Annotated in this window: 20 protein-coding genes and 1 pseudogene; 8 read left to right on the top strand and 13 right to left on the bottom strand. The window is 51.4% G+C overall.

What is annotated here, in order from left to right; genetic code table 11:
• Positions 1-228 precede the first annotated feature (228 nt).
• From AC1DWB_RS21265 to AC1DWB_RS21230, 8 genes are all read right to left on the bottom strand, one after another.
• A complete protein-coding gene (locus tag AC1DWB_RS21265) occupies positions 229-996 on the bottom strand; it encodes a sugar phosphate isomerase/epimerase family protein (RefSeq protein ID WP_477543093.1) in 768 nt (255 codons plus the stop codon).
• A 118-nt stretch (positions 997-1,114) separates the two neighbouring features.
• On the bottom strand, positions 1,115-1,963 hold the full coding sequence (locus AC1DWB_RS21260) for an alpha/beta hydrolase (RefSeq protein WP_477543092.1): 849 nt from the start codon (positions 1,961-1,963) through the stop codon (positions 1,115-1,117).
• Positions 1,964-2,364: 401 nt separating this feature from the next.
• The gene (locus AC1DWB_RS21255) at positions 2,365-4,431 is read right to left on the bottom strand and encodes a dihydroorotate dehydrogenase (protein ID WP_477543091.1); all 2,067 of its coding nucleotides are present in this window, start codon (positions 4,429-4,431) and stop codon (positions 2,365-2,367) included.
• A 96-nt stretch (positions 4,432-4,527) separates the two neighbouring features.
• A complete protein-coding gene (locus AC1DWB_RS21250; RefSeq protein ID WP_477543090.1) occupies positions 4,528-6,180 on the bottom strand; it encodes an ABC transporter substrate-binding protein in 1,653 nt (550 codons plus the stop codon).
• Positions 6,181-6,195: 15 nt separating this feature from the next.
• Positions 6,196-7,089 carry a carbohydrate ABC transporter permease gene (locus AC1DWB_RS21245; protein ID WP_477543089.1) on the bottom strand — a complete coding sequence of 298 codons (894 nt, stop codon included), beginning with the start codon at positions 7,087-7,089 and terminating at the stop codon, positions 6,196-6,198.
• 16 nt (positions 7,090-7,105) lie between these two features.
• Positions 7,106-8,080: an ABC transporter permease gene (locus tag AC1DWB_RS21240; protein ID WP_477543088.1), complete on the bottom strand. Its 975-nt coding sequence runs from the start codon at positions 8,078-8,080 to the stop codon at positions 7,106-7,108.
• Between the two features lie 97 nt (positions 8,081-8,177).
• Positions 8,178-9,983, bottom strand: coding sequence for a cache domain-containing sensor histidine kinase (locus AC1DWB_RS21235; protein ID WP_477543087.1), 1,806 nt, complete (start codon positions 9,981-9,983; stop codon positions 8,178-8,180).
• Positions 9,980-11,002, bottom strand: coding sequence for a response regulator (locus AC1DWB_RS21230; protein WP_477543086.1), 1,023 nt, complete (start codon positions 11,000-11,002; stop codon positions 9,980-9,982). Before AC1DWB_RS21230 ends, AC1DWB_RS21235 begins: the two co-directional genes overlap by 4 nt.
• 355 nt (positions 11,003-11,357) lie before the next feature.
• On the opposite strand from AC1DWB_RS21230, the gene AC1DWB_RS21225 reads away from it, so the two are divergent.
• Complete coding sequence (locus tag AC1DWB_RS21225) at positions 11,358-11,612, top strand: CopG family antitoxin (protein ID WP_477543085.1); 255 nt, start codon at positions 11,358-11,360, stop codon at positions 11,610-11,612.
• A gap of 78 nt (positions 11,613-11,690) precedes the next feature.
• Positions 11,691-11,888 carry a DUF6199 family natural product biosynthesis protein gene (locus AC1DWB_RS21220; RefSeq protein WP_477543084.1) on the top strand — a complete coding sequence of 66 codons (198 nt, stop codon included), beginning with the start codon at positions 11,691-11,693 and terminating at the stop codon, positions 11,886-11,888.
• 7 nt (positions 11,889-11,895) lie between these two features.
• Here AC1DWB_RS21220 and AC1DWB_RS21215 read toward each other — a convergent pair.
• From AC1DWB_RS21215 to AC1DWB_RS21195, 5 genes and pseudogenes are all read right to left on the bottom strand, one after another.
• Positions 11,896-12,090: pseudogene (locus AC1DWB_RS21215) on the bottom strand (substrate-binding domain-containing protein); the annotation flags it as partial.
• 25 nt (positions 12,091-12,115) lie between these two features.
• On the bottom strand, positions 12,116-13,396 hold the full coding sequence (locus AC1DWB_RS21210) for a CehA/McbA family metallohydrolase (protein ID WP_477543083.1): 1,281 nt from the start codon (positions 13,394-13,396) through the stop codon (positions 12,116-12,118).
• A gap of 13 nt (positions 13,397-13,409) precedes the next feature.
• A complete protein-coding gene (locus AC1DWB_RS21205; protein ID WP_477543082.1) occupies positions 13,410-13,751 on the bottom strand; it encodes a hypothetical protein in 342 nt (113 codons plus the stop codon).
• A 39-nt stretch (positions 13,752-13,790) separates the two neighbouring features.
• Complete coding sequence (locus tag AC1DWB_RS21200) at positions 13,791-14,552, bottom strand: sugar phosphate isomerase/epimerase family protein (RefSeq protein WP_477543081.1); 762 nt, start codon at positions 14,550-14,552, stop codon at positions 13,791-13,793.
• A 134-nt stretch (positions 14,553-14,686) separates the two neighbouring features.
• Positions 14,687-15,538, bottom strand: a complete 852-nt coding sequence (locus AC1DWB_RS21195) for a helix-turn-helix transcriptional regulator (protein WP_477543080.1) — start codon at positions 15,536-15,538, stop codon at positions 14,687-14,689.
• Positions 15,539-15,635: 97 nt separating this feature from the next.
• On the opposite strand from AC1DWB_RS21195, the gene AC1DWB_RS21190 reads away from it, so the two are divergent.
• From AC1DWB_RS21190 to AC1DWB_RS21165, 6 genes are all read left to right on the top strand, one after another.
• Positions 15,636-16,919 (top strand): hypothetical protein, encoded by a 1,284-nt coding sequence (locus tag AC1DWB_RS21190; RefSeq protein ID WP_477543079.1) that lies wholly within the window; start codon positions 15,636-15,638, stop codon positions 16,917-16,919.
• Between the two features lie 1,162 nt (positions 16,920-18,081).
• Positions 18,082-19,710: an extracellular solute-binding protein gene (locus AC1DWB_RS21185; protein WP_477543078.1), complete on the top strand. Its 1,629-nt coding sequence runs from the start codon at positions 18,082-18,084 to the stop codon at positions 19,708-19,710.
• A 187-nt stretch (positions 19,711-19,897) separates the two neighbouring features.
• Entirely contained in the window at positions 19,898-20,866 is a 969-nt protein-coding gene (locus AC1DWB_RS21180) for an ABC transporter permease (RefSeq protein ID WP_477543077.1), read from the top strand.
• A 57-nt stretch (positions 20,867-20,923) separates the two neighbouring features.
• Entirely contained in the window at positions 20,924-21,802 is an 879-nt protein-coding gene (locus tag AC1DWB_RS21175) for a carbohydrate ABC transporter permease (protein ID WP_477543076.1), read from the top strand.
• Between the two features lie 116 nt (positions 21,803-21,918).
• A complete protein-coding gene (locus AC1DWB_RS21170) occupies positions 21,919-24,282 on the top strand; it encodes a helix-turn-helix domain-containing protein (RefSeq protein WP_477543075.1) in 2,364 nt (787 codons plus the stop codon).
• A gap of 112 nt (positions 24,283-24,394) precedes the next feature.
• Positions 24,395-24,931 (top strand): DUF2231 domain-containing protein, encoded by a 537-nt coding sequence (locus tag AC1DWB_RS21165; RefSeq protein WP_477543074.1) that lies wholly within the window; start codon positions 24,395-24,397, stop codon positions 24,929-24,931.
• The last annotated feature ends 258 nt before the right edge of the window (positions 24,932-25,189 follow it).

Genomic DNA, 25,189 nt, shown 5'->3' with positions numbered 1-25,189 from the left:
GCCGCGACGGGCGCGACCGGCTCGGCGCCTGGCGCGTGCCCGCCGGGCGGCGGCGCTGCCGCTGGCGGCGCCTCAGTAGCGGTCAGCGCCGCGACCGGCTGTGCGCCGCCAGGCGCCTGGGGCTCGCGGGTGCCGCAACCCGCGAGCAACGTCGCGCTCGCGAGCGCTGCCGCGAGCCAGCGTGCGGCGGTCGTTAGTCGCCGCACTGGGTCCGCGGTGGCTGCACCGTTAGGCGAAACCGTTGGCCTGCAGCCACTGGAAGCTCTCCGCCACGCTGTCGAGCGGATTCTGATTGCAGCGGTCCTGCTCCACGATCAGCCAATCGACCTTGGCTTCACGTGAGGCGGTAATAACCGCAGGAATGTTGAGATCGCCCTTGCCGATCTCAACCGTATCGATAGCACCTCCGCCAGCGGCTTGCCGGAAGTCCTTCAGATGCAGCAGCGGCAATCGTCCGCTGTACTTCGCGATATAATCAAGCGGGGACAGACCCGCATACTGCACCCAACCCAAGTCCAGCTCAACTTGTAGAGCGCTTGGGCTCGTCTGTGAGAATAGCGCGTCGAACAAATACTCCCCGCCGAGCTTGGATTCGAATTCGAACGCATGATTGTGATAAGCGAAGATCATGCCGTTCTCATTGATTTGACGACCGATTTCCTCGAATTCCGGAATGAGCTTGGCGAACGCTTCGCTGCTGCGGTCGCTGTCGCCCAAGTAAGGACAAATGATATACTTGCTGCCCAAGATCCGGTTGATCTCAATTTCCTCAGCCAGATTGTCCCGCAGTCGTCCCATACCAACATGGCTACCGATTGAGATCATACCAAGCTCGTCCAGCAATCCCTTCAACTCTTCTGCAGCAATGCCGCCATAACCCGCGAACTCCACACCATGATAGCCGATCTCTGCCACACGACGCAGCGATCCCTGGAAATCTTGTGCCATGTTCTCCCGAATCGTATACAGCTGTAATCCAATTTTATCTTGTTTCATTGAAATCCCTCCAAATAGGCTAGTTTTTTCTCCGCTTAAAATTATACAGGGGAGCAAATGGCTAGCAAATGAACCTCTATGAGGAAACCTTGCTTATTTGGCTATCATTTCGCAAACGTTACTTAATCATTCCCTGGCGCTTCAACCAGCGCTCGCAGAGCTGTGTCCACTCGCCTACATCCGGCTGACCTTCGGACAGCCCCAACCCGTGCTTGCCGCTCTCGAACATGTGCAACTCGTGAGATACGCGCTTCGCGGACAGGGCCAACGACATCAACATAGCATTCTCCATCGGGACAGCCTCATCGTCAGCCGTATGCCAGATGAACGCCGGAGGTGTATTCGACGAAACCTGCTTATCAGTTGACAGCCATTCCACAAGCGCTTCGTCTGGTTCCGAACCAAGTAGATTGTGCAATGAACCGCTATGACCTAATTCACCCATCGTGATGACCGGGTAACAGAGCACTTGCGCATCCGGACGGCTGCTGTGGCGATCAATCGGATCGGCCGCTTCCAGCTCCCCGCTGTCATAGTGAACGGCTGTCGTGGAAGCCAGGTGGCCGCCCGCCGAGAAGCCTAATATTCCGACCCGATTCGGGTCGATATTCCATGCACCGGCGTGATGCCGTACGTAACGAATGGCACGCTGTGCATCAAGCAACGCGCATGGATGCTGGTAGGGCGAGACCCGATATCGCAATACGACAGCACTGAGTCCAATCCGGTTCAACCAGCGAGCAATCGGATCAGCCTCATGATCAGCCCGCATCCCGTAGGCCCCACCGGGACAGACGACAACGCAACCCGATGGCTGCTCGTCGGGACGATCCAATAGAAACAACTTCAAGGCCGGACAATCCTCCGCTCCTCCATCACCCTTGCTGAACGGAGCGCCTTGTTCCCATAATGCCAGCCAACTCGTATGTGTCTGTGTAACCAACTTCTCTATACCCCTCTCCAGCATGTTCGCAAACCCACCCTATCTAGCCTCGTCTATAAGGCTGTCGATTAACTGTGGATGGAGGCTAAGACGGCCGTTCCAAGTGAAAAAGGACCCTTAGTCATCCCCTCAAAGTGAAGGAAAGCTCTGTAGTATTTCCGAGTACTTTGTGGGGGCCCCGGGTTTCAAACATCTTGTTTGAACCTCCCTTGATTATATAAGAGATTCCGCGGTATGGAGGTTCAAGCCAAAACTCGCCAGGGTCCTCTTTTTCACTCTCCACTCCTCTTGTTCACAGTTAATCGACAGCCTCGTTTACGTTAGATGCATACACCCTAGTACAATTCGCTTCAGCCTGCGATTCTCCTCCTAGGAGTCTGTCCGACGAAAGCAAATCCGTGAACATAAATTCATTAATAGGGTTATCAACGCCGGACTTTCCGCTCTCCCGCCCGAACAGAAGCTGCTGGCGTGTGTAAGTAAGGATACAACAATATTAACCCGGCCACATACAAAGCGAAGGCGAAATAAGCAGGCAGCAAATGAATGAAATCCGTGTAACCGATAGCCATATGCACACTGAAGCCCGCGGCGAATCCAGGCAATCCGCCGATGAGGAACGTCCACCATAACCACCGCTGTCCTTGCTGGATTCCCCACAGGGCTGCGGCCAATATTGCGATGGCATCCGAGAACAGCGCTCCGCCAAAGCCCGCACGGTCATGCGCAATCAATGAAATCAACTTGGGATTCACTTGATCCAGTTGCTCATGATGCGTGCCCATGAATGTCAAATCTTGCGGAACGAACACCTGCGTGACCCCAACGGTAGCAATCACTATGCCACCAATAGCCAAGGCAAATCCGAGCAGAACGAACATAAGTTGGCCCCATTGCGCGCGGTACCACAATCGGTCATTGCGCAGATTGGGCTGATCCTGCTGCAGTGGACGATTGTCCCGGATGCCGCGCAGAGAGAGCAGAAACATGGGAAATAGAATAATGGCGGCCAATGCGTGCAGTGGATCGAAATACCCGTACCCCAAATATAAGAAAAAGCTGAGAAACCCAACAACTGCTGAAGCAATGACTGCGGTTCTCGCCCAGTGCAAGTTGTACTGCATTCCGTAGGTCGCCAGTTGGGAGTACAGCACACCGATCGAGATCATCGTGCCGGCGAGCGTAATGCGGTCGTGCGACATGAACGGCAGCAGGTGCCCATTATGGCTAGACAGCACTTCGCGCCCCATGTCCAGATATTGCTCATCATAAGGAAGCAGCACGGACGTCGCCGCGATGATCCAGGCAATGATACCACCCACAATCATCCCCATTCCGAGCAAGTGCATCCAACCCCAATTGCGCCAGAACGAATGCGGGGGAGGTTCAGCAACATAACTTAATCGCTCGTGCAAGATCGCTTCGTTGACCCGCTTCGGCAGTCCAGGACCGGCGTACACCAGTCCACTGTGCAATTGTACATAGTTTGCTCCACCATCTCCCATCAACTCCAATGCATCCACCGGCTGATGGACGCCGCCCTTGGCGATAATGCCCAACTCTGCATCATATTCATCACGCAGCCAGCTAATTTTCTCCTTGCATAAGGCCAGGCTATCCCGTCCTACCGTTACCCCGTCTCCTGTACGAACTGAGTCACCTACCACAATGCCCTCGATCTCTTCCACGATCAAATGTAATACCGACTGCATCCACTCGATCGGATAGTCGGCTGGAATGTAGACGAACAAGGGCTTGTCATCACCGCAGATGAATCTGGCCTCTCGTACAACTTGTTCGATATGGGCAGCAGATGCTTCAACCGTCCACAAGTCATCGACGCCATCTATGTAAAATCCGGCCGCATACGGGTTCAATCTCGTGATCAAATCGACCTGTTCCACCAACGCTTGCTCACTATGGGAGCCCGGCATATGCCGGGTGCGGAACAGAAGCGGCAATTCCGAAGAACGTCCGCTACGGTCAGCTTCACTCAACCTAAGCAAATGTCGCTCCACTCCATCGTTGGCATAGGCATCCGGATAAACAATCGATTCTGTCTCGAGATGGCGTACGATCGGCCGCCCTTCCACGATTTCATGAACCGTAACAGGACCGACCTCGATGAACCCGAATCCGATCTGCGACAAAGCTGCTCGACCTGTACCATGGACGTCCAACCCTCCGCTCAATCCGACCGGATATTTGAACCGCACACCCCATCTGGTCGTGTCGAGAGCCGGGAACAGCTCCATATGGCCCATCGTACGGATGATCAACTTTCCTCCAGGAAGCTTGCACAGAGCGCCCATCGCTCCCAATGTCACATCTCTTGCCAGCTTCGCCGGCAGACGGAACAAGATCGGACGAAACAGGCCGTGATACGACCAATCCGGCATATTCGCGCCCCCTTTCATCAATACCGTTATCCACAGATTGGAATACCGTTCCTTCAGTATACCATGACGGATCGCCTCATAAATAAGATTCACACAGCATTCAACCCACAAGAAATAGAGCCTTTGATGAAGGCGGCTAACTAGTACCGCTGCTCCATTCAAAGGCCCTGCCGGGATTACACTATACCCTTACTTCTTGGTCTTGAACAAGGTATACGCTTGCTGATAAATTTCCAGATAGCGCTTGATGTTCATTTTGTCCAACGTGCTCAAGTAGTTGTTCCATTCCTTCTCAACATCGAGATTGCCCRTAACAGCCTTCGCGAAAAATTCAGTTCTATAGTCGGTAATCGTCTTCTCCAGGGTTGCAAGCTCCTCCGCTTGCTCATTGGTGAAGAACAACGGGGGTACGAGTTTGCTTGTGTCCAGCTTGTAAGGCTCATAGTTCCGTTTCGTTTCATCATATAACAGGAATTCAAGTGGATTCTTCGGATCGTTCGCGACGCTCAGACGCCATTCGTTCGTTCGGAGCGATGGACCGGCTTGTGCCCAGTGAATGTTCTGGAGCTTGCCGAATGTCACAATCGGCTTCCATATCGCTTGCTTACCATTGACGCCAAGCTCTCCTTGTGCCGGACGTACCCACTCTAGATCCGGTCGGCCTTGTGTACTGCGCAGCGTAGCCTCTTCCGAGAGCAGCAGATCCGCCATTCGGAACGCCGCAGCCGGGTTCTTCGCCTTGTTCGTGATGACGAATTGGCCATTGGACACCGCATACGGGTTATACGCCGTAGAACGCACTCCCTTAGGTCCTTTGAGCGGTGGCAAAGATACGAAATCCTTGAACCTTGGGTTATCCACATCGACGAATACAGTCTGATTCTGCGACGCTACGACTCCTACGATTGGAATGTCCGGATTCATGCCCATCTGCTTCAATTGGTTTCTATCCTGCGTGAACGTTTGCGGAGCGATCAAGCCATCGGCATACAACTTGTTCATATACTTCAGGGCATCTTTCCACTCCGGTTGGTTGTATGCGACTTGAACCTTGCCGTCCTTCACGAATTTCAAGGCAAAATCCTTCTCCAGGAACGAGCCCGTCAGAAACAGATCAAGCGTGGAGGACGGACCGTTCGTTGCGCCAACAAGCGGGATCTCGTCTGCCTTGCCATTCCCGTTCGGATCCTTCTCCTTAAACGCCTTGAGTACTTCATAGAATTCGTCCGTCGTAGTAGGTACTTTCAAGCCGAGCTTATCCAACCATGGCTTGTATATCCACATTTTTTGGCCGAGCGAGCAGTGATAGCAGTCATTCACCTGAGGGACAGAATAGATCTTGCCATCCGGCAGCGTAATCAAGTCTTTCACATAGCTGACCTGCTGGAACATCTTCTTCATCTCAACGCCGTACTTATCGATATACGAGTTCAGCGGAATGAACACACCATCCTTACCGTAGATCGACTGCTGAATCGGAGAGACACTCATGCTGAGCAATACATCCGGATAGTCGCCACTGGCGAGTGATACGTTGAGCTTCTCCTGGAAAGTCTTCTCCGGAGCGACTTCCCATTCAATATGAATGTTCGTTTTCTCCTCCAGCCATTTCGTGAATTCGTTGGTAGCGAAGTTCTCGACGATGCTGGAGCCTTTGACCATCACTTTGAGCGTCGTCTTTTCTTTCGTAATTGGGAATACGCCGGCTTCCGTCACATTGTCCGTATTACTCGATTCCTTCTTGGCGTCCGTGGCCTGCGGACTGTCCGTTTTACTGCAAGCGCTTGCAAATAAGGCAAGTGAAGTGGTTAGCGCGACTAACACGAGCAAGCTTTTTTTCATGGACGAATTTCCCCTTTATCCCTTTAATGAGCCGATCATCATGCCTTTGACAAAATGCCTTTGTATGAATGGGTAGATGATGAGTACGGGTAATGTGGAAACAACGATCAGCGAAAATTTGAGTAATTCACGTAAGCCGTCTCTCGCCGCTTGATCTGCTACATCGGTAATCATGGACGCGTCGATCTCGTTCTGCACCAGAATATCCCTAAGCACCAGTTGGATCGGATACAGCTCCTGATGTTTCAAATACAGCAGAGCGTTAAAATATTGGTTCCAGTGACCAACAGCATAGAACAAGGCGATCACCGCAATAATCGGCCCTGATAACGGAATGACGATCTTGCGCACAAAGGTAAAGTCGCTGCACCCATCCATCTGCGCAGCTTCCAACAGCTCATCGGGAATGGTCGTCTGGAAGTAGGTCCGGGTAATGATTACGTTCCACACCGCTAGCGCCCCCGGAATAATCAACGACCATCGTGTATCGATCATGCCCAGTTGCTTGACGACCAGATAGGCCGGAATGAGTCCTCCGGAGAACATCATCGTGAACACGAACAACGCCATAATCACGTTGCGGGGCATGAAATCTTTTCTAGCGAGCGGGTATGCCGCCATTAGGGTAAACACTACGTTAATCGCCGTTCCGACCGTCGTATAGAACAAGGAATTCAAGAAACTGGACATGAACAACCGGTGCTTGAATACCGCTTCATAGCCAGCCAGAGTCGGATGTACCGGGAACAACCATACTCGACCGGAGATGACCGCCTTCGAATCACTGAAGGACGCGCTGACAATGTAGATGAGTGGGTATAAAATGGTGATGGTGAAGAGGAGCAAGATCAATGTGTTCACGATCGTAAACAGCCTGTCGTCGGCGCTTTCTCGAATTCGTCCCGTCATGTATGCGCTCTCCTTTCTACCACAGGCTGGATTGCCCCGCTCTTCTGGCTATGTGATTGACGAGCACCAGAAGGATCAGGTTGATAATGGATTTGAATAGTCCGATAGCCGATGAATACGAGTAGTTGATCGCTGTAGAAGCCAACCCAACCTTGTATACGAACGTATCAATGACTTCGGAGGAGCTCATATTCAGTGGGTTTTGCATCAGTAATATTTTCTCAAATCCAATATCAAGCACATGACCCGTGTTCATAATAAGCAGGATGATCGCCACTGGCATAATGCCCGGTAAGTCGACATGCCACATCCGCTTGATTTTATTCGCACCGTCCACTACGGCCGCTTCATGCAGGGCAGGATCAACAGCGGCTAGTGCTGCCAAATAGATGATGCAGGAGAATCCAACATTCTGCCAAAGGCCAGACCAGACATAGATGTGCGAGAACCAGCTCGGATCCCCCATGAAGTTGATCGTAGGCAACCCAACGAATTTCAGAATCGTGTTCACTAGTCCAACGCGCGGATCGAGCATTTGCAATATAATGCCGACCATGACGACGACGGAAATAAAATGCGGTGCGTACGTGATCATCTGGACTGCCTTCTTGAAAAACCGGACATTGACATAATTCAAGCCGAGCGCGAGCACAATCGGAAACGGGAACCCCGCAAGCATACTGTAGAAGCTGAGAAGCAACGTATTCCGAATGATTCGGACGAACTCATACGAATGGAAGAAGCGGTTGAAATGCTTCATGCCTACCCATTCACTGCCCCAGATGCCTTTCGTAGGAATATAGTTTTTGAAGGCAATCAGAGCTCCGTACATCGGGACATACTTGAATACGACCAAATACATAATCGGCAATAGCATAAGCACATACAGCTGCCAGCGGCTCGCCACGTTCTGCCTTAATCTGTTGCCCAAGCTTAACTTCTTGCGAACAGCAGCCGACTCAAGTCTGGCTGGATTAGCCGTTACTCCCATTGACCCCTCCTTCTTTCGAAAGCACTTCTTCGATGTAGTTGATTTTTATGTGTAGCCCTATCATAAGGAACTTGGAGGTACCGAGCATTGCGATGAATTATCCTGCTATGACTTTTTTTGCACTCGAGGCCGGCATTCGAATCGTGACCTTAGTACCGCGTCCCCGCTCGCTGTCCACCAACAATCCGTACTGATCCCCGAACACCATCTGAATCCGGTTATGCACGTTCAACAGGCCTATGCTGCCTTCAACGGACGGCTGTGAACTGACCTTCTCTTCTCGGGAATACTTCAGTCGCTCATTCAAGCGTTGCAGCGTTGTCGGTTCCATGCCGGACCCGTTATCTTGCACCGTAATGTAAAAGTCCGACTCCTGTACCCAACCATCAATTGTGATCGAGTGTGTATTGTTAATCCCTTGCTGGAAGGCATGCTTGAACACATTTTCAACCAGCGGCTGCAGCGTCAAGCGAACCATATGCTTCAATAGCAAATCCGGAGGAATGCGCACATCGATTTCAAAATCACGCTGTATCCGGTACTTCATAATGTCCATGAAATACAGCACATGCCTCAGCTCGTTAACTACGGTAATCTCCTCCAGATCCGTTCGGATGGAGTAACGCAGCATGTAAGAAAGCGAGCGGACAATATCTTTGATTTCGCTGGATTTCTGAATCACCGCGTAGCAAATAATTATCTCCAAGGTGTTGTATAGAAAATGAGGGTTAATCTGCTGCTGCAGCGATTGGAATTCGGCAAGCTGGCGCTTAAGGAAGTTATCCTGATTGCGAAGCTCGGTCTCGTACACGCGTTCGACGAGCTCTTCCAGCCGGGCGACCATCGTATTGTAGCTGTTAATCAGTTGATCCATCTCGTCACGACTTCCGGTCAGCGGCACGCGGGTCCATTGGCCCTTCTCGGTCTGGCGCATTCCGCTCTGCAGCAGACGGACCGGGCGAACAATCGATTGACCGAAACGGTACGCCAGTAAGGAGGCAAGCGCCAAGGTGATGATCCCGATGATGAGCGTCGTTTGCCGCAAGTCCGAGATTGGCTTGCGCTGCTCGCTGATCGACATACTGGCCACGAGCGACCACCCCGAGTAATCGGATTTGCGGCTGAAGAAGACGCGCTCTGGCTCACCGGACAATTCAAAAATTTTGTTCGTGTTCTCCTGCACGGTTTGGTATTGCATGCCGTCCAGTTGTTTACCGACGCGCTCCGGATCGGGGTGGTACAAGATTTTGCCGCGATCATTGACGATGAAGAAATAACCGGACTTGCCCAGCTTGATGCCTTTCCATAACGTGTTCAATTCCCCAATTCGCAGCTCGAAGCCCATAATGCCCTTGAAGGACTTGGACGAAGTGCGATCCCCCAGCTTGCGCACAAGCGTGAGATGTCCATCCAGAAACCCGGAGTCCTGAATCGTCAGTTGTCCATTCAACTCGTTGTCATCCTTCAACTGCTCGACGTATTCCTCGAATCCTTTGTAATTGAACGGAACGATATGAATGTTGAAATCGGTAGCTTGGAAGCCATTGTAGCCCACAATATAAGTCATGGAAATTTCCGGATTATTGATCAGAACCGGCTGGAACACCCCCGTCTTGATCGCATTTTCCGAGATATAGAAGCTCGGTACCGCATTGCGCGGAAGATCCAGCGCTTCCTTCACTAAGGGGGACGTCAGGATCGATACCGTGGCACGCTCATAGTTTTTCAAGAACAAATCGGTCTCGTGTACAACGTTATCGACAATTTGCGTGAGCAGATCCTTGTACTGGTTCTCCAATTCCTTCGAGGATCGCCAATAGCCGGTTATCCCCACAGTCATCAGTGTCAACGTAATAATAATGACGAAGTATACATAAACCTTGCGCCCCAGGCTGTTTTTCATTTGATCCCCAGCAGACCGCGATATTCGGTTGGGGAGTACCCTGTCGCTTTCTTGAATATTCTCGTGAAATGCGGATAACTGTCGTAACCGACCTCAGTCACGATATCGATGATTTTGTGATGCGGAATGGCCAACAGCTGCTTCGCCCGTTCGATTCGTTTGCGCAGCCGGTATTGTACGAAGTTCTCATTCGTCTTCTTCTTGAAATAGTGGCTGAAATACGTTGGCGTCATGCCTAATCGCTCCGCCACTTTATCCAGCGTAAGCTCTTCCTCGAACAGATGCGCATCGATATACTGCAGAGCCGTCTCCAGTACATTGATCCGTTCGTGATTGCGGTATTCGCCCAATTGCTTCATCCATGCAGCGATTTCCGCTTCGAACCATTCGTACGTAATGGTGTGCGCCGCGTACTTCTCTAGCAGCGTCTTCGTCTGAAATTGTTGGATGCTTCTGGCATTCAGCTTGCGGGCCAGCAGCACAATTCCGTCGAACACTCGCTGGCGCAGCTGCACATCCGCTTCACCCGCGAATAACTCCGTCCGCCCCTGTATCAGCAGTTCGTCCGCACGAGCTTGCTCCATCATCCATACCGCTTCTTCCAGTTGATCGATCCATTGCTCGAACCGGGAGAACGATACGACTGGCGCCATTCGCTCTGCCAGCAACTTATCCAGCACGGGATACAGCTCGATCTCCGTGACCGGCTTCAGCAAGTATTCTTTCACTCCGTAGGACATGCTTCGTTGCGCATAAGAGAAATCCGAGTGTCCAGATAGGACCACGACCTTGGTGGACAGCCTATGCTCCTGAATATGGCGGCATAGCTCCAGACCGTCCAAGCGAGGCATGCGAATATCGGTCAGCACGATATCAGGTGGACTTACTATAATGTGCGATAAGGCGACAACACTGTCTGTGAACGTGTGAATCTCGCTGATCCGGTTGTATTCCATAATCAGCGCCTTCAGTCCGATTCCTATAATCGGCTCGTCGTCAACCACGAAGATGCTCGTCATCCTTGTTCCCTCCCCACATGCCTGGCCTTGCTTAGTCTTCATTATGAGGGGGTGCTCCCTCCCTTGAATATCATCAAAACTCGGAATGCCTCATCAATATCGCAAGTATGAATAGCAGTCGCTCTTCCAAGCAGCGACTGCTAATTCAATTCGGGGTAAAGAATCGTATGCAACTCTGTTGTTAATTGATTTTGAGGATTAAAATGTAGACATTCCGTATATCCAGAAGAAGCTGAAGAGGCTTTCTGGGATGATTATCGTTTGCCATTTGATGCACATAGCGGTCATAACTTTTTTACAACAAGCTTATGCTTACGATGTGCGTTTCTTCGAAACGCTTTAGGAGGGCAAAGAGATGAAAACTTTTAACAAAAATGATGAAATCCCAGCCCATATGACCGAAGAAGAAGCGGCTGCATTCTGGGCAACACACACCATGAGTGAGGAATTGCTTGAAAGCTCGGTTATTAAAGATGATCTTCCACGCCGATCCGGTCGAACTAAAACGATTTCCATACGCCTGGAATACGATTTACTGGAACGTATCCAGGAAGTCGCTGCAAAAAAGCATATGGGCTATCAGACACTTTACGGCAAGCCTTATAACTAAACCTATTGATGGGCTCAGCGAGACAGATGTCGCACTCCTGCGTATTTACATATATAGATTAAAAGTGGAGGCGATTGGATGTTACCTTTGTTCGGGTTACTGTTCATCATTATCGGGATCATAGGCGCCGTATCGCCAAGGACAACTTGGTATATGTCGGAAGGGTGGAAATTCAAAAATGCCGAACCATCTGACGCTGTATTAATCCTAAATCGGGTCATGGGTGTAGTGTTCTCGATCATCGGCTTTTTGATATTGACATCACGCTTGATGTAGCCCTCCCTCACACCAGCCCAGTCGAGCCGCGCACGACAAGCTCCGGCAGCAGCAGAACCCGCTGCTTCTGCGTCTTCTTGCCTCGCATCTCCTGAATAATCAGGTCGACGACCCGACGACCGATCTCCTGCATCGGCTGAGCGATCGTCGTAAGCGGCGGGTCGATGATCGTTGCGAGAATCGTGTTGTCGAACCCGATCACCTACAGTCCGCTCGAATAGATCGATTCAATCCAAATAGATCGGGTTCGTCAATGCCGCCATAAGCTTCTGATCAACGATATCGAAGTGCCGCCATATCTCAACGCGCAAAAAGCCTTTCCCCTCCGCAGGCGTAATGCTCAACTCCAGCTTGCCATCCTGCTCGATCGTGACCTCCGACTCCACGCAGCGCGCGCTGATCACCTTGATGTGATCGCCCACCAACAGACGCTCCGCCTGCAGTTGGACGACCCGATCCGTACCGGTGACCGACTCCGGCACCGCATCGCCTACCCCGTAGGAGCCGCAACGCAGCTCCACAAATGGACCATCGGGCGCATACGTCACGACGACGTGACCTTGCCCGATGCCATGCAAGATGCCGTCCACCGTCCGGGACGTCGCCAGCACCCACGTGCACGGCATCGCATGCCGCACGTAAGGATGCGGGCGGTGCACATCGCTGCCGCCCACAGCCACGAGCCGTCGGTCGGAGGCGAGTTGCTCCTGCCACCAAGCGAGCGTGGCCGCGTTCCGATCCGTCCACGGGCCATTCCACACCTCGACCCAGTCATGGTCGACGTCGAAGCCCCATTCCCATGGACAATAATCGCAATGGGGATGGTTCAAGACGATTCGCGCTCCGCGTTCGCGAGCGACACGCAAGCGCTCATGCACGTCTGCGACACCAGTTACCCGGAAGTCATTGCAAGGGTCGGCCACACCCAGGAAGTTGCTGTGGCCGAAGTTCGTCGTGAACTCCATGCCAGGAATCATCACGATATCAGTCGTGCGGGGATACACCAAGTTCTGACTGATCGTATTGTGATCCGTCATAGCGATGAAATCGCACCCTAGCTGTTCCATAATCGCCGCGTTCTCTTCCAATGTGAAACTACCGTCACTATGAACGGTATGCGAATGCAAGTCGCCCTTCAACCAGCGCGGCGTCTCGAATGTCAACGTAATCGTAACAGTCACGGTACAGCCGGAATCCGGTACCTTGTACGCATTGTGCACGACCGCCCAGCTTCCACTCGCCAGCTCGCCCGGCAAGTAACCTGGCGTCGCCTTCTCCCGGCCAATCGTGAAGTTGGTACGGGCACCGCCACTCCAACCACGCAGCCGGTCCCCGTCCCGAACACCGAGGTCGATTACCGCTCGGGGCTTACCCTGAGATTTCACTTTATAATCGACATGCAGCGTCTCGACCCCTGCCGGCATCTCGAACGGAATCTCGATGTATCGGCTTCGCTCCTCCGACCGAATCATGCGTTTGATCGTGATGACTTCATTACTTGCGCTCATTTACTTGTCCCCCTTACTCCTTGTTAGCACCTACCATGATCCCTTTTACAAAATATTTCTGAACATACGGATAAATGATAACAAGTGGAATAAGCGCGATAAGAATGCCCGCCATTCGTACATTCGTCGTCACGACGAATTGCTGGACGTTCCGTCCGAGTCGACGATCAGCGATTTGAGCGCTAGCTGGAGCGTGTACTTCGCTGCCCCATCCATCCGCGCCGACTCGGATATTTCCATCGGAATGCTCAGGAAGAAGTTGCGCATGAGCAGCAGCAGGGTAATATATTTGGGGAATATGAGAAGACCCTCCACCCCCAATAATAGGGATGAAGGGTCTAGAGGCAATTGACATACTCGAGTAATCCTAAGGAACAGTTACTGATATTTGATGTTACCCCAACTGCTCAGCCAGCTTGTTCAAGTTGTTCAAGCTGATCTGCAGGCTGTCCATTGGATTGCCTGGGCAGACGTCCTGCTCCACTGCGTACCACTCCACCCCATTCGCTTCGCCCCATTGCAGGATCGGCGCGAAGTCGATCTGGCCAGTGCCGACTTCAGCATAAGTCTCGTGCTCATCTGCCGACATGTCCTTCAAGTGGATAATCGGCATCCGGTTCGCGTAAGGCTGGATGAAGGTTAACGGATCGAGGCCGCCCTTCTTCACCCAGAACACGTCGATCTCAGCCAGCACCGCATTGTCGACGCTTGGTTCCAGCAAGTACGCCATAGCATTCATTCCGTTCACTTCGGTATCGAATTCGAACGCATGGTTGTGGTAGCTGACCCGGAACCCTTGCGGCGCGATCTTCGCTGCAACCTCATTCAATTCAGCACGAATTGCCGTATAGCCTTCCGCATTCCGTACATTCTCTGGCAAGTAAGGACACACTATATCCTTCGTGTTGAATAGTCTCGCCTCTTCAAGCACGACGTCGAGCTCATCCCGAAGCCGGTCGATGCTGACGTGGATGCCTGCCGTGCCCAGCCCGGTTTCCTTCAATACCGCTGCAATCTCCTGTGCCGTATAGCCTCTTAGCCCTGATATTTGAACACCGGCCCACCCCATTCGCTTCAAATCACGGAGGACACCGGGAAAATCTTTCTCTAATTCATTGCGCAGCGTGTATAGCTGAGCGGCAAATTTCTGCTTCATCTTCATCATACTCCTTCACCGTTGGACTATCTTCTATTGTACGTCCACGGGAAGCGCAGTGCTGAAACCCAGTTGTACAAATCATCCGGCTCATTTATCTGTCGTTGCTGTGGATGATTAGCGAACTTCCCAAGCTAGATGCTCGTTCGGAACGCGCTAGCCGACACCCCTGCCAACTTTTTGAAGATTCGAGAGAAGTATAGCGGATCATCGTATCCCAGCTGGCGCGCGCATTCTTTCACACTTATATCTGTCGTAAGCAGCAGCTTCTTCGCTTCCGCTACCTTCAATCGATGCACATACTCATGAAGCGAATAGCCGGTATGCTTGCTCACTAACCGCCGCAATGTGGGTACAGAAATATGGTTGCGCTCGGCGATCACGGCCGCATTCAACGGTTCGTACAGCCGACTCATCATATCATCCAGCAAGTTATACACCACCCCCTTCCGAGTTGCACCCTTGGCGGATCGGGCTAGCGCCAATTCGAGCAGCAGGGATTCTAACAGCAAGGAAGCCTGGTCCGCTTGATCCGCAATGCCGCTCTCCAGAAGCATGAACATCGTCGCCAACTTATGCTCATAACGCTCGTCCGGGACGACATGCTCCGCATACCCCCTCACGACCAATCCACTCGCAATCCACTCCTCCACACGAGTACCAGCGAACCTGATGTAATATTCCTCCCATGTTCCACCCTCATCCGGACCATAACTGAACTCTGCGCCGGGGTATACGAAGAATATTGCCCCCTCGATCAGCGTTTGCACGGGACCTCCGTCTATGCACAACGTCCCTCGCCCACCGGCAATATACGCGATTGCCCAGCTATCGAATGTCGATCTGCTTCTTCTTATCTTACGTCCCGGCAGATGACCGATCTGCGAAATGTGTAGGCTCGTGATTCGGAGCCTCGAATTATCAACCATCAAGCCAGCGATCCGTAATGGTTGCGAACTGATCGTATAGTCCATCAACTTGGTCACGTTAAACATTTCCACCTTTCCGCATTGTTGCTATAGTTTCAGTATGAATCATCTCACCGAGAGATGAAAGCCTATATTTCATAAGGAGGTCCATGCCATGCAACCGCTGAGCTCTACTGAATGGAAAGTTATTTTCAGAGATGTGAATACCGCAAGCGAAATGATGCGCCGCTACTACCGAATTGTCAAGGAATCCATGAGAGGGATGGCCGGGTATATGGTGAAGATGCAGTCGTGGCCAGCCAAGAAGATGCTGGCGAAGCACATCTGGCTCGATGCTGCTCACGCGGATTGGCTGCGGGCACGAGCGCTTGAGCTCCGTTACCCTCGCGTTGACGTCGACGAGGACTCGGACCGACAACTGATCCGCGTGCTCGACAAGCTGCCAACCGCTGCTTCGGACGGCGAATTCCTTACTTACGTGTACGCCGTCATCAAACCCGCACTCTTGGCGTCTTTCCGCACGTATTTGTTGGAGAGCGATCCATTAGACGACGCACCATCCCATACGTATTTATCCCGAATTGTGCCTGAGTTGGAATTGGAGCTTGCTGAATATGAAGCGGTTGTGTTGGCAACGAATCTCTCATCATCCTCAGAAGAAATGGCTACGATGACCAACCTCATGTCCGCTTGCGGCGGAATCGAAGGACCTGATCATGACCCTGGTACGAGTGGTTTCGAAGCTTACTTCTCCCGTCCTGATTACCATGTTCCATCCGAAGGCGGGCGGGAGCCGTCATGGGAACCTGCCATCATGCAAGTGCCACCTCGATCGCCGAATAATATGATTGAGCGTCGCATCTGGATCGCCATTGATCATGTGAACGAGGTATGGGCAGCGGAGACGCCTTGCGCCCTCATCTGGGAATACAAGAATATGCCCTGGCACCTGTACTTCAATGCAGCCCGCTGGTGCTATGATGAGATGCGCCACGCCATGATGGGCGAGCAACGTCTTGCTTCTATGGGCTTCCGTATCGGAATCGATTATCCGATGGTACCGGACCACTGGAGAACGTACAGTGATCGCGGACTCGGCAGCCTATTACTGCTGCTGCACGGCTTGGAACAGAAAGGACCGCTGAATAAAGCAAGGATGAAGCAGGTGTTGGCAGAGCATAACGACTTCGAGGGGTCCCAGGATTGCGACTACGACTGGGCCGATGAGTCCGGTCACATCTCATTCGGCCTGGCCTGGATCAAGGCGCTCTATCCGGACTGGTCCAAGGAGAAGATCATGTCCGAGACACAGGAGATCGTCGGGGATTGGAGTGCCTGGATTGCCCGTTATCATCAAGAAGGCTTGCATCAGTATGACAAGTTCATGGAACGTATTGAAGCGCGAGTAGAAGTGTTACTGCAACAGGAGTCAGCCTGATCATAAGCTATCCTCTCACCCTCCCCGACATATAGCTTTCGGGGAGCTGAGGCAGCATTTTCAGTTTTCTTTATTAAGAAGAACCCGGCCAGTGGCCGGGTTCTTGGTCGTTGCGTTCAGTTTGGCGCGTGTGGAGGGCAGGCAGAGGGGTTACGACCTCTGTTGAAATCTTGTGCTCTGGATTGGTATTGGTTATGGGTAGCACAATTTTTCAAAGGCGAACGCTGACGCTTCTCCACTCCCTCTATCTGCCCTCTCTTGTTCTTCTTTCCTTCAAGGAGTTACGTCTTCCATGTGGCCTCTTCTTCTAATTCAAGAAAAACTGCCTAGGAGCTTTCGCAACAATTTGGAACTTTCGGAGTCAAAAGGATCAAAAATCCTGTATTTTTGTATTTTTGCAGGATTTGTACGAATGAGCTCTACAACAATCGCCTCCCTGCCCCTACATGTACCACTTCCCGAATCTCGACTGAACCCATTTATTCAGCTCATTCCAGCTTTATTGTGTCCTTCGAGGCAAGCAATTTCCAGACTCCCTAGAACACCGAAAACTTAAACTTTCATATCGCAAGGATAACGCTTAACTGCATCCTTTGACGCCGTGTGTTTATCGAGAAGATGAACAATCAGCGAAGTTATACTTTCTGAATCTTTTAAAGAAACCTGACCGGAAGCACTCCAGTCAGGTCCTTGATGTGTGCATTCAGTTTGGTGCATGGGGCGGGAATGAAAGCAAGATTCCAATTCCTTTCATCTCCAGAACATCCCGCCATCTGATGAATATGCCTGTTGCTCCAGCTTGCTCATCTTCTGCATGTCATATCCTGATCGTCCATCGCGGCTCGGCTATCAAGACTATGGACTGGCTAAGCGAACCAAGTCGCCATGAACCACATACTACCGGCAGTAATCTGCAGCTTCCTTCAAGGCAGGACTATCTACTTTGGCTGCTGCCGTTTTGTCGAAATATTTCGTATTATCAGAGCTTCAAGCGGGAAGAATGAGGGCATAATCTTACGTGCGGATAGCTCACTATAAAATCGGATAGCCCCGAATCTTAAGGCCTGATAGCCCTTTCGGCAAGCCGAAGGTTTCAACTTGAGGGGTTTACATTTAAGGTGAATGTGTGAGATAAAACTTTCTACAGGAGGGTCAACAACTTATGGTGAAAAGAATGAAAGTGCTTACAACATCCGTCCTATCTACCGCGTTGCTCGCAACATTAGTCGCAGGGTGCGGCACGAAAACCGAAACACCGAAAACAACTACAGGCACGCCTGGTGCAGAAGCTACTAAAGATGTGAAGTATCCGGAATCAATCTCATACTGGGTTTCCTTGAACCCGAACGTGGCCGCTACGATGAAGAGCTACAATGAAATCGCCGCTTACAAAGAATTGGAGAAGAAGACTGGAACGAAGGTGGAGTTCCAACACCCGCCAACCGGACAAGAGAAAGATCAATTCAACCTGATGCTCGCTTCCGGCAAGCTGCCGGATGTCATTGAGTATGGTTGGGGCAACGCTCCTAAGGGAGCAGACAGCCTCATTAAGGAGAAGCGGATCATTCGCCTGAACGAGCTGATTGACCAATACGCGCCGAACTTGTCCAAAGTGCTCAAAGAGAAACCGGAATTCCGTAAGATGATCACGACCGACGAAGGCAACATCTATGTAATGCCGTTCTTGTTGGGTGACGAGCAATTATCAAGCGTGAATGGACCCGCTATCCGCAAGGATTGGCTGGACAAGCTCGGACTGAAACCGCCTACAACGATTGCCGAGTGGGAGACGGTGTTGACTGCATTCCGTGATAAAGATCCTAACGGCAACGGCAAGAAGGACGAAATCCCTTACTTGTTCACGATTAAGCCAGACAATGAGATGGATTTGAACTACATGTTCGTGGGCGCTTACGGCATTACAGCTGACTTCTATCAGGAAGGCGGCAAAGTGAAATACGGCCCGCTTGATCCACAATTCAAAGAATATTTGACGACCATGGCCAAATGGTACAAGGATGGGCTCCTGGACAAAGACTACGCCACAACAGACGGCAAGCTGAAGGACGCCAAAGTAACGAACAATCAACTCGGTTCGTTCTCCGCCTATGCAGGAAGCGGTGTAGGACGATACATGTCCTTAATGACACCTGCCGATCCGAAAGTGTCCATTGTGGGGACCACCTATCCGGTGCTGAAAACAGGTGATAAAGCGCTCGGCCAATATACGTATCCGTTCACGGGGGTTGGTGCGGCGATCTCGTCAACGGCTAAGAACCCGGAACAAATTATCAAATGGTTGGATTACAAGTACGGTCAAGAAGGCAGCTTATTGTTCAACTTCGGTGTAGAGGGCCAGAGCTACAAGATGGAGAACGGCTATCCCAAGTATACCGACACCATTCTGAACAATCCGAATAAGCTTCCTATCACGCAGGCGATGGCGCAATACTTCATTGCGAACTGGAGCGGTCCAATCGTGCAAGACAAGCGCTACATTGAGCAATACTTCACATTGCCAGAGCAGCGTGACGCTCAGAAAGCCTGGATGGCCGCTGATCATTCCAAGCAAATGCCGCCAATTACGCTGACTTCCGAAGAGAGCTCCAAGACTTCGTCAATCATGAATGACGTGAAGACGTACCGCGATGAAATGATCAACAAATTCATCATGGGCGCTGAGCCGATCGCGAACTTCGATAAATTCGTACAGACGATCAAAGGTATGGGCATCGACGAAGCTGTGAAAGCACGTCAAGCCGCCCTGGACCGCTATAACGCACGGAAATAAATTCATTCCCCCGGGAATTCACCCCACAAAGTGACGTTAAGCTCCGAAGCATATTCCGATTACTTTACGGAGGCCCCGGGAAAATCAAGGTCGGTCGGCTTGCTCCTGAACAGTATGTTAGGGCAAGCCGCCCCCACCTTTCCGGTTCCGTACATCAAGATGAAACAGACAGACAGGAGGGCTTGTGATGTCCGCAGTGTTGAAGGAAGAGATGAGATCACCGAAGCCTCCGGTAGACAAGAATAGCTTCAAATATCGGACAAAGCGCGATTTCATCCTCAACAAATACGTTTACCTCATGCTGCTGCCAGTTGTGGCATACTATCTTGTGTTCTATTATGCGCCTATGTATGGCTTGCAAATCGCTTTCAAAGACTTTTCGCCAGGGCTAGGTATTGTGGACAGTCCTTGGGTAGGCTTTCATCATTTTACAGAGTTTTTCCATAGCTATTATTTCTGGCGGCTGTTGCGCAACACTTTGCTGCTAAGCTTCTACGACCTTCTGTTCGCTTTTCCAGCATCCATCATACTAGCTCTGCTACTTAACGAATTGCGCAGCGCCATGTTCAAGCGGGCCGTGCAGACGATTACTTACATGCCGCACTTCATCTCCATCGTAGTCATCTCGGGGATGATGATCGATTTTCTCGCAAGAGACGGGCTGATCAACAATGTGTTGTCCTCTGTGTTCGGCGTAGAACCGATCGCATTCTTGCAGGAAAGCGGATGGTTCCGGACACTCTACATCTCCTCCGGGATTTGGCAGAACATCGGTTGGGGTTCGATCATTTATTTGTCAGCCATGTCCAGTATCGATCCTTCGTTGTATGAGGCGGCAAAAGTCGATGGTGCAAGCCGATGGAAGCAGACGTTCCACATCACGCTCCCTGGCATTATGCCTACCGTTATCATTCTGCTCATTCTCCAGATTGGGAATTTCATGACGGTTGGTACAGATAAGATCCTGCTGCTCTACAACAGCACCACCTATGAGACAGCAGACGTTATCGGTACATTCGTTTACCGGAAAGGAATTCTTGAATCGGATTTCAGCTATAGCGCCGCTGTAGGTTTATTCAACGCCATTATTAACTTTACCTTACTCGTGTTAGCAAATGCGATTAGCAGGCGGACAAGCGATACGAAGCTATGGTAGTCTCCGCTTACGCATTCCATGATGCTGCACAAAGTGCTCGAAGGAGGAACGTATAAGATGAACCTAAGAAGCCCTGGAGAACGTCTATTCGACGTCGTGAATATCGTCTTCTTAACCGCTCTTTCCCTAATGACCATCTATCCGTTCCTGTACGTCCTGTTCGCCTCTCTTAGTGATCCGGCCTGGATTGTGCAAGTACGAGGGATGATCTGGTATCCGAAAGGGATTAACTTAGAAGCTTATAAGCTTGTCTTCAACAATCCGTCCATCATCACCGGCTATCTGAACACCCTCATCTATGTAATCGCCGGGACGGCCCTTAACATCCTGATGACTTCTCTGGGGGCGTACGCCTTATCCAGACAAAGCGTCATGTGGAAAAATCATATCATGTTCATGATTGTATTCACGATGTTCTTCAATGGCGGCCTAATTCCGACCTACTTACTCGTATCCAAATTAGGGATGCTCGACTCCCGCTTGGCCTTAATTATTCCGGCGGCGATGAGCGCGTTCAATCTGATTATTATGCGTACCGCCTTCCAAGGCGTGCCGGTCAGTCTGGAGGAATCCGCCAAGCTGGATGGAGCCAACGATTTCACCGTGTTGTTCCGTATTATCCTTCCCCTTTCGATGCCTGTCGTCGCGGTCATGATCTTGTTCTACGGGGTAGGACATTGGAACGCTTGGTTCAACGCACTCATTTATTTGCGAACCCGGGACTTGTACCCGCTGCAGTTGATTCTAAGGGAAATTCTAATTACGAACAGCACCGATTCGATGATGACCGGCGTTGGTGGTGGAGATAAGATGCCGATCGGAGAAACGATCAAATACGCAACGATTATAGTAGCGACCGTTCCGATCCTCTGTTTGTACCCTTTCCTGCAAAAGTATTTTGTCAAAGGGGTCATGATTGGTGCCATTAAGGGCTAAACTCTGATCCCGATGCGAATACTTTTCATGTTGGACCCGTTTACGTTATGATAAAAGAACCCTTCGGTTTGAATCGGACAGGGCCCGACAAGATTATGGAATAAGTAGGTGACAGCATGGTCGGTTGGTTTAAATCCAATAAATGGAAATTAACAACTCGAAGGAGCGTATTTGTTACGCTCCTCCTTTCCTATGTCCTCATTCTGCTTATTCCTCTCGGAATCGGTTCCCTCATCTACAGCCGGATGTCTGGCGCCATGGTCGAACAAGCCAATCGGAGCAACACAGGGCTACTCGAACAAGCCAAGCAAGCGATCGACCAGCGGCTCGCTGAGTTGGATCAATTCAGCGTGCAGGTCGCCTTGAACACAAGGTTGCTCAGTCTGCTTAGCAACGGCCCCGAAAGTCAGCGCAACGAATCGCTGGTCAACTCCGATATTATTAAGGATCTCGGACGACTGCGTGCCACCAGCAGCTTCATTGATGAAATGTACGTGTACGTTTCCCGCACCAACTCCATTCTTACCAGCTCCATGAGAACTGATGCGGAATCATTCTTTTCCTGGTTTCAACCTGTCGCCGAGCCCAATTATGTTGATAAAATGAAACAATTTTTGTCTGAGCCGCATTATAAGGAATTTTTGCTGCCAGACTCGAACGCATCTCATCAGAAGCGGATGATTTCCTACGTTCAATCACTGCCGATCGAGGAACGGGAGTCCGTCCGGGGCTCCCTTGTGATTCAATTCGAAGAGAACAAGTTGCTGCAAGTACTCAAGCAGATCGAGTGGGTAAACCGCGGTGATATTGTTATTCTCGATAATAAAGGGGGCGTCATCATGTCGACCACCCCGGATCGGCCGGAATGGGCCGAACTGGGCGGTCGGTTGACTCAAGAGGGCGAATCGCTCGAGATGCCGCTTGGGAAAGAACAGATGATGGTGACGTACACAACGTCCAGCGTGAACGGATGGAAGTTCGTATCGGTCGTGCCGAAAGCGACTGTGATGCAGCGCGTGGAGGAGACGAAGACAGCTGCTACCGTTGCTCTCTTAATCTGCTTGTTGGCTGGAGCGGCAGCATGCTGGTACATGGCGAATCGCAACTACTATCCGATTCGTCATATCCTCGATACACTGCTGGAAGGCAAACTCATCGCGGACCGACCGAAAACGAACGAATACGATCTCATTCGCCATACTTTGGTCAGCTCGCTCACGGAGGAGCGGCAGCTTCGCCAGAAGCTGTATACACAGCTCCCTGTCATGCAGACGAACTTCATCGCACGGCTGCTGCGCGGGCAAGTCGACAGTCAAGCATTGAACAATGAGTCGCTGTCGTTCATGAATGTCGAGTTCTTGTCGGAGCAATTCGCCGTCATCCTCATCGATATCGACGACTCCTCTCGATTCATTAAGGCCGATACCGAACAGGAATGGGCGCTCGTCCGGTTCACGATTGCGAACCTCAGCCATGAGATGCCTTACGGTCGCTGCTTCCCGGTGGAATTGGAGCGTAGCCGAATGGCCTTATTGTTCAATCCAGCACCGGTTCCGGACGGAGTTGAGGATAGCATACCTATTCAGGAGGAGCAGCTGGCTCAGCTGTCACAACTGCTGAAGGAAACAGCCGCCCATACGTTCCGTCTGAAGCTGTCGCTCGGCATCAGCACGATCCACGAAGGGCTGGAAGCGATTAAGCCTGCCTATACCGAAGCGGTGCTTGCTCTTGAGTTCAAGGTCATCAAGGGCGAAGGCACGATGACCGATTACCGTGAAGTAGCCGGTCTGCAGCAACACTACTACCATTATCCGCTCGAAACCGAAGCCCAGATTATGAACTTCGCCAAGAGCGGCGACATCGAAAGTATCGAGCGGCAGCTAGATGATTTGTATGAGCGGCATTTTGTAACCAATCGGCTATCTGTGCAGATGGGCAGGTGCCTGTTCATCGATATGCTCGGAACACCGCTCAAGCTGCTCAACAGCTTGTACGCCTCTGATCCGGGTAATGCCCAACGGGAGGTTGAGCGTGTAGAGGCGATTCTTCGCAGTACGACTGCGGAGGATATGCTCGAACAGACGAAGAACTGGTACCGGCAAATATGCGTCAATGTGAAGTCCGAGCGGTCAGACCATAGTGATCGGCTCTACCAGCTTATCGTTCAGTATGTGGAGCGGCATTACGGGGAAAGCTTCTTCAGCATGACACATCTGGCCGACGAGTTAGGGCTCACACCGCAGTACTTGTCCTCCTTCTTCAAGAAGCATACTGGACAGAACTTGACGGATTATGTGACGGCATTCCGCGTTCAGCAAGCGAAGGAATTGCTGCGCACGTCGTCCTTGACGATTACACAGATCGCCCATACGATCGGCTATGCCAACGATGTCGGATTGATCCGCGTGTTCAAGAAATCTGAAGGCATCACACCTGGAAAATTCCGCGAGAACCTGAGCGGCGGTCATGGACAGGAGTAGGCAAATAATCGGGCCTCCTTCAGCGTCTATTCAACATTCATTCAGCCTCCTTTCAGTTCTTCCCCTTATACTTGGCTAAATTAGCTTTTATTGTCCAAGGAGGGGAACGAAGATGAGTTATTTGCTGGAAAACATGCATTTTATTTTCATCCATGTTCCGATCGCCATGCTTCTGTTCAGTTTCATCTTTGATGGTGTGGCGGTATTCCTGAAGCGGAAAGATTGGCACACCGCCGGCCTGCTTTGTCTAGTGATCGGTACACTCGGCTCGATTGCATCCGTGTTGACCGGACCGGAGGAGGCACGCAACCCGCTGTTCCCACGTCATGAGTTGTTCGGGAAGCTGACGATGTTCTTCTTTATCGCCTTAACGCTTATAAGGGTTGGGCTGCTGGTGTGGAGGAAGTTGGAATCCGGGAGAAAGATCATTTATCTGGCGGCCGCCTTCATTGGTGTACTGCTCGTAACCTACACAGGCCATCTTGGCGGGCAAATGGTTCACCCGGATCGCAGCCAAATGCCGCAAATGGGCCCAGGAGGCGGACAACCTGGTCAAGGACCTAGCGGCCAGCAGGGGCAAAGGCCGCAGGGCCGGGTTGGCGGGCAAGGCGCCGGCGGACAGCCGCAGGGCGCAAGCGGGCTGCGCTAGGCGAGGCCGGTGGGCAGGGCGCGGAGTTAGACGGTTTTTCCGCCTATTTCGGCTTCACGACTGTACATTACATACACCAAATTCCGCACCACAACTAACATCACAATCGCACCCCTTGCAAGCCCACTTCGCATATCTAATACTAGGACTCCAATCCTTCCGTTAAATCTCTATACACGGAAGAGTTGGAGTTTTCTATTTCCATGGTTATCGTCTGGTAGCAAATGCGGAGTACACTTCATAGGCTATCGTATATAG

Source organism: Paenibacillus sp. P4_E11 (genome assembly GCF_056401635.1).
Note: the sequence above shows the minus strand (reverse complement) of the source record. Positions and strands in the feature narration are given on the sequence as shown.

Bases quoted from the DNA above. Each gene is read 5' to 3' on its own strand.
- AC1DWB_RS21265 (WP_477543093.1), bottom strand. From the start codon at position 996: ATGAAACAAGATAAAATTGGATTACAGCTGTATACGATTCGGGAGAAC.
- AC1DWB_RS21260 (WP_477543092.1), bottom strand. From the start codon at position 1,963: ATGCTGGAGAGGGGTATAGAGAAGTTGGTTACACAGACACATACGAGT.
- AC1DWB_RS21245 (WP_477543089.1), bottom strand. From the start codon at position 7,089: ATGACGGGACGAATTCGAGAAAGCGCCGACGACAGGCTGTTTACGATC.
- AC1DWB_RS21240 (WP_477543088.1), bottom strand. From the start codon at position 8,080: ATGGGAGTAACGGCTAATCCAGCCAGACTTGAGTCGGCTGCTGTTCGC.
- AC1DWB_RS21235 (WP_477543087.1), bottom strand. From the start codon at position 9,983: ATGAAAAACAGCCTGGGGCGCAAGGTTTATGTATACTTCGTCATTATT.
- AC1DWB_RS21230 (WP_477543086.1), bottom strand. From the start codon at position 11,002: ATGACGAGCATCTTCGTGGTTGACGACGAGCCGATTATAGGAATCGGA.
- AC1DWB_RS21225 (WP_477543085.1), top strand. From the start codon at position 11,358: ATGAAAACTTTTAACAAAAATGATGAAATCCCAGCCCATATGACCGAA.
- AC1DWB_RS21220 (WP_477543084.1), top strand. From the start codon at position 11,691: ATGTTACCTTTGTTCGGGTTACTGTTCATCATTATCGGGATCATAGGC.
- AC1DWB_RS21210 (WP_477543083.1), bottom strand. From the start codon at position 13,396: ATGAGCGCAAGTAATGAAGTCATCACGATCAAACGCATGATTCGGTCG.
- AC1DWB_RS21205 (WP_477543082.1), bottom strand. From the start codon at position 13,751: ATGTCAATTGCCTCTAGACCCTTCATCCCTATTATTGGGGGTGGAGGG.
- AC1DWB_RS21200 (WP_477543081.1), bottom strand. From the start codon at position 14,552: ATGAAGCAGAAATTTGCCGCTCAGCTATACACGCTGCGCAATGAATTA.
- AC1DWB_RS21190 (WP_477543079.1), top strand. From the start codon at position 15,636: ATGCAACCGCTGAGCTCTACTGAATGGAAAGTTATTTTCAGAGATGTG.
- AC1DWB_RS21185 (WP_477543078.1), top strand. From the start codon at position 18,082: ATGGTGAAAAGAATGAAAGTGCTTACAACATCCGTCCTATCTACCGCG.
- AC1DWB_RS21180 (WP_477543077.1), top strand. From the start codon at position 19,898: ATGTCCGCAGTGTTGAAGGAAGAGATGAGATCACCGAAGCCTCCGGTA.
- AC1DWB_RS21175 (WP_477543076.1), top strand. From the start codon at position 20,924: ATGAACCTAAGAAGCCCTGGAGAACGTCTATTCGACGTCGTGAATATC.
- AC1DWB_RS21170 (WP_477543075.1), top strand. From the start codon at position 21,919: ATGGTCGGTTGGTTTAAATCCAATAAATGGAAATTAACAACTCGAAGG.
- AC1DWB_RS21165 (WP_477543074.1), top strand. From the start codon at position 24,395: ATGAGTTATTTGCTGGAAAACATGCATTTTATTTTCATCCATGTTCCG.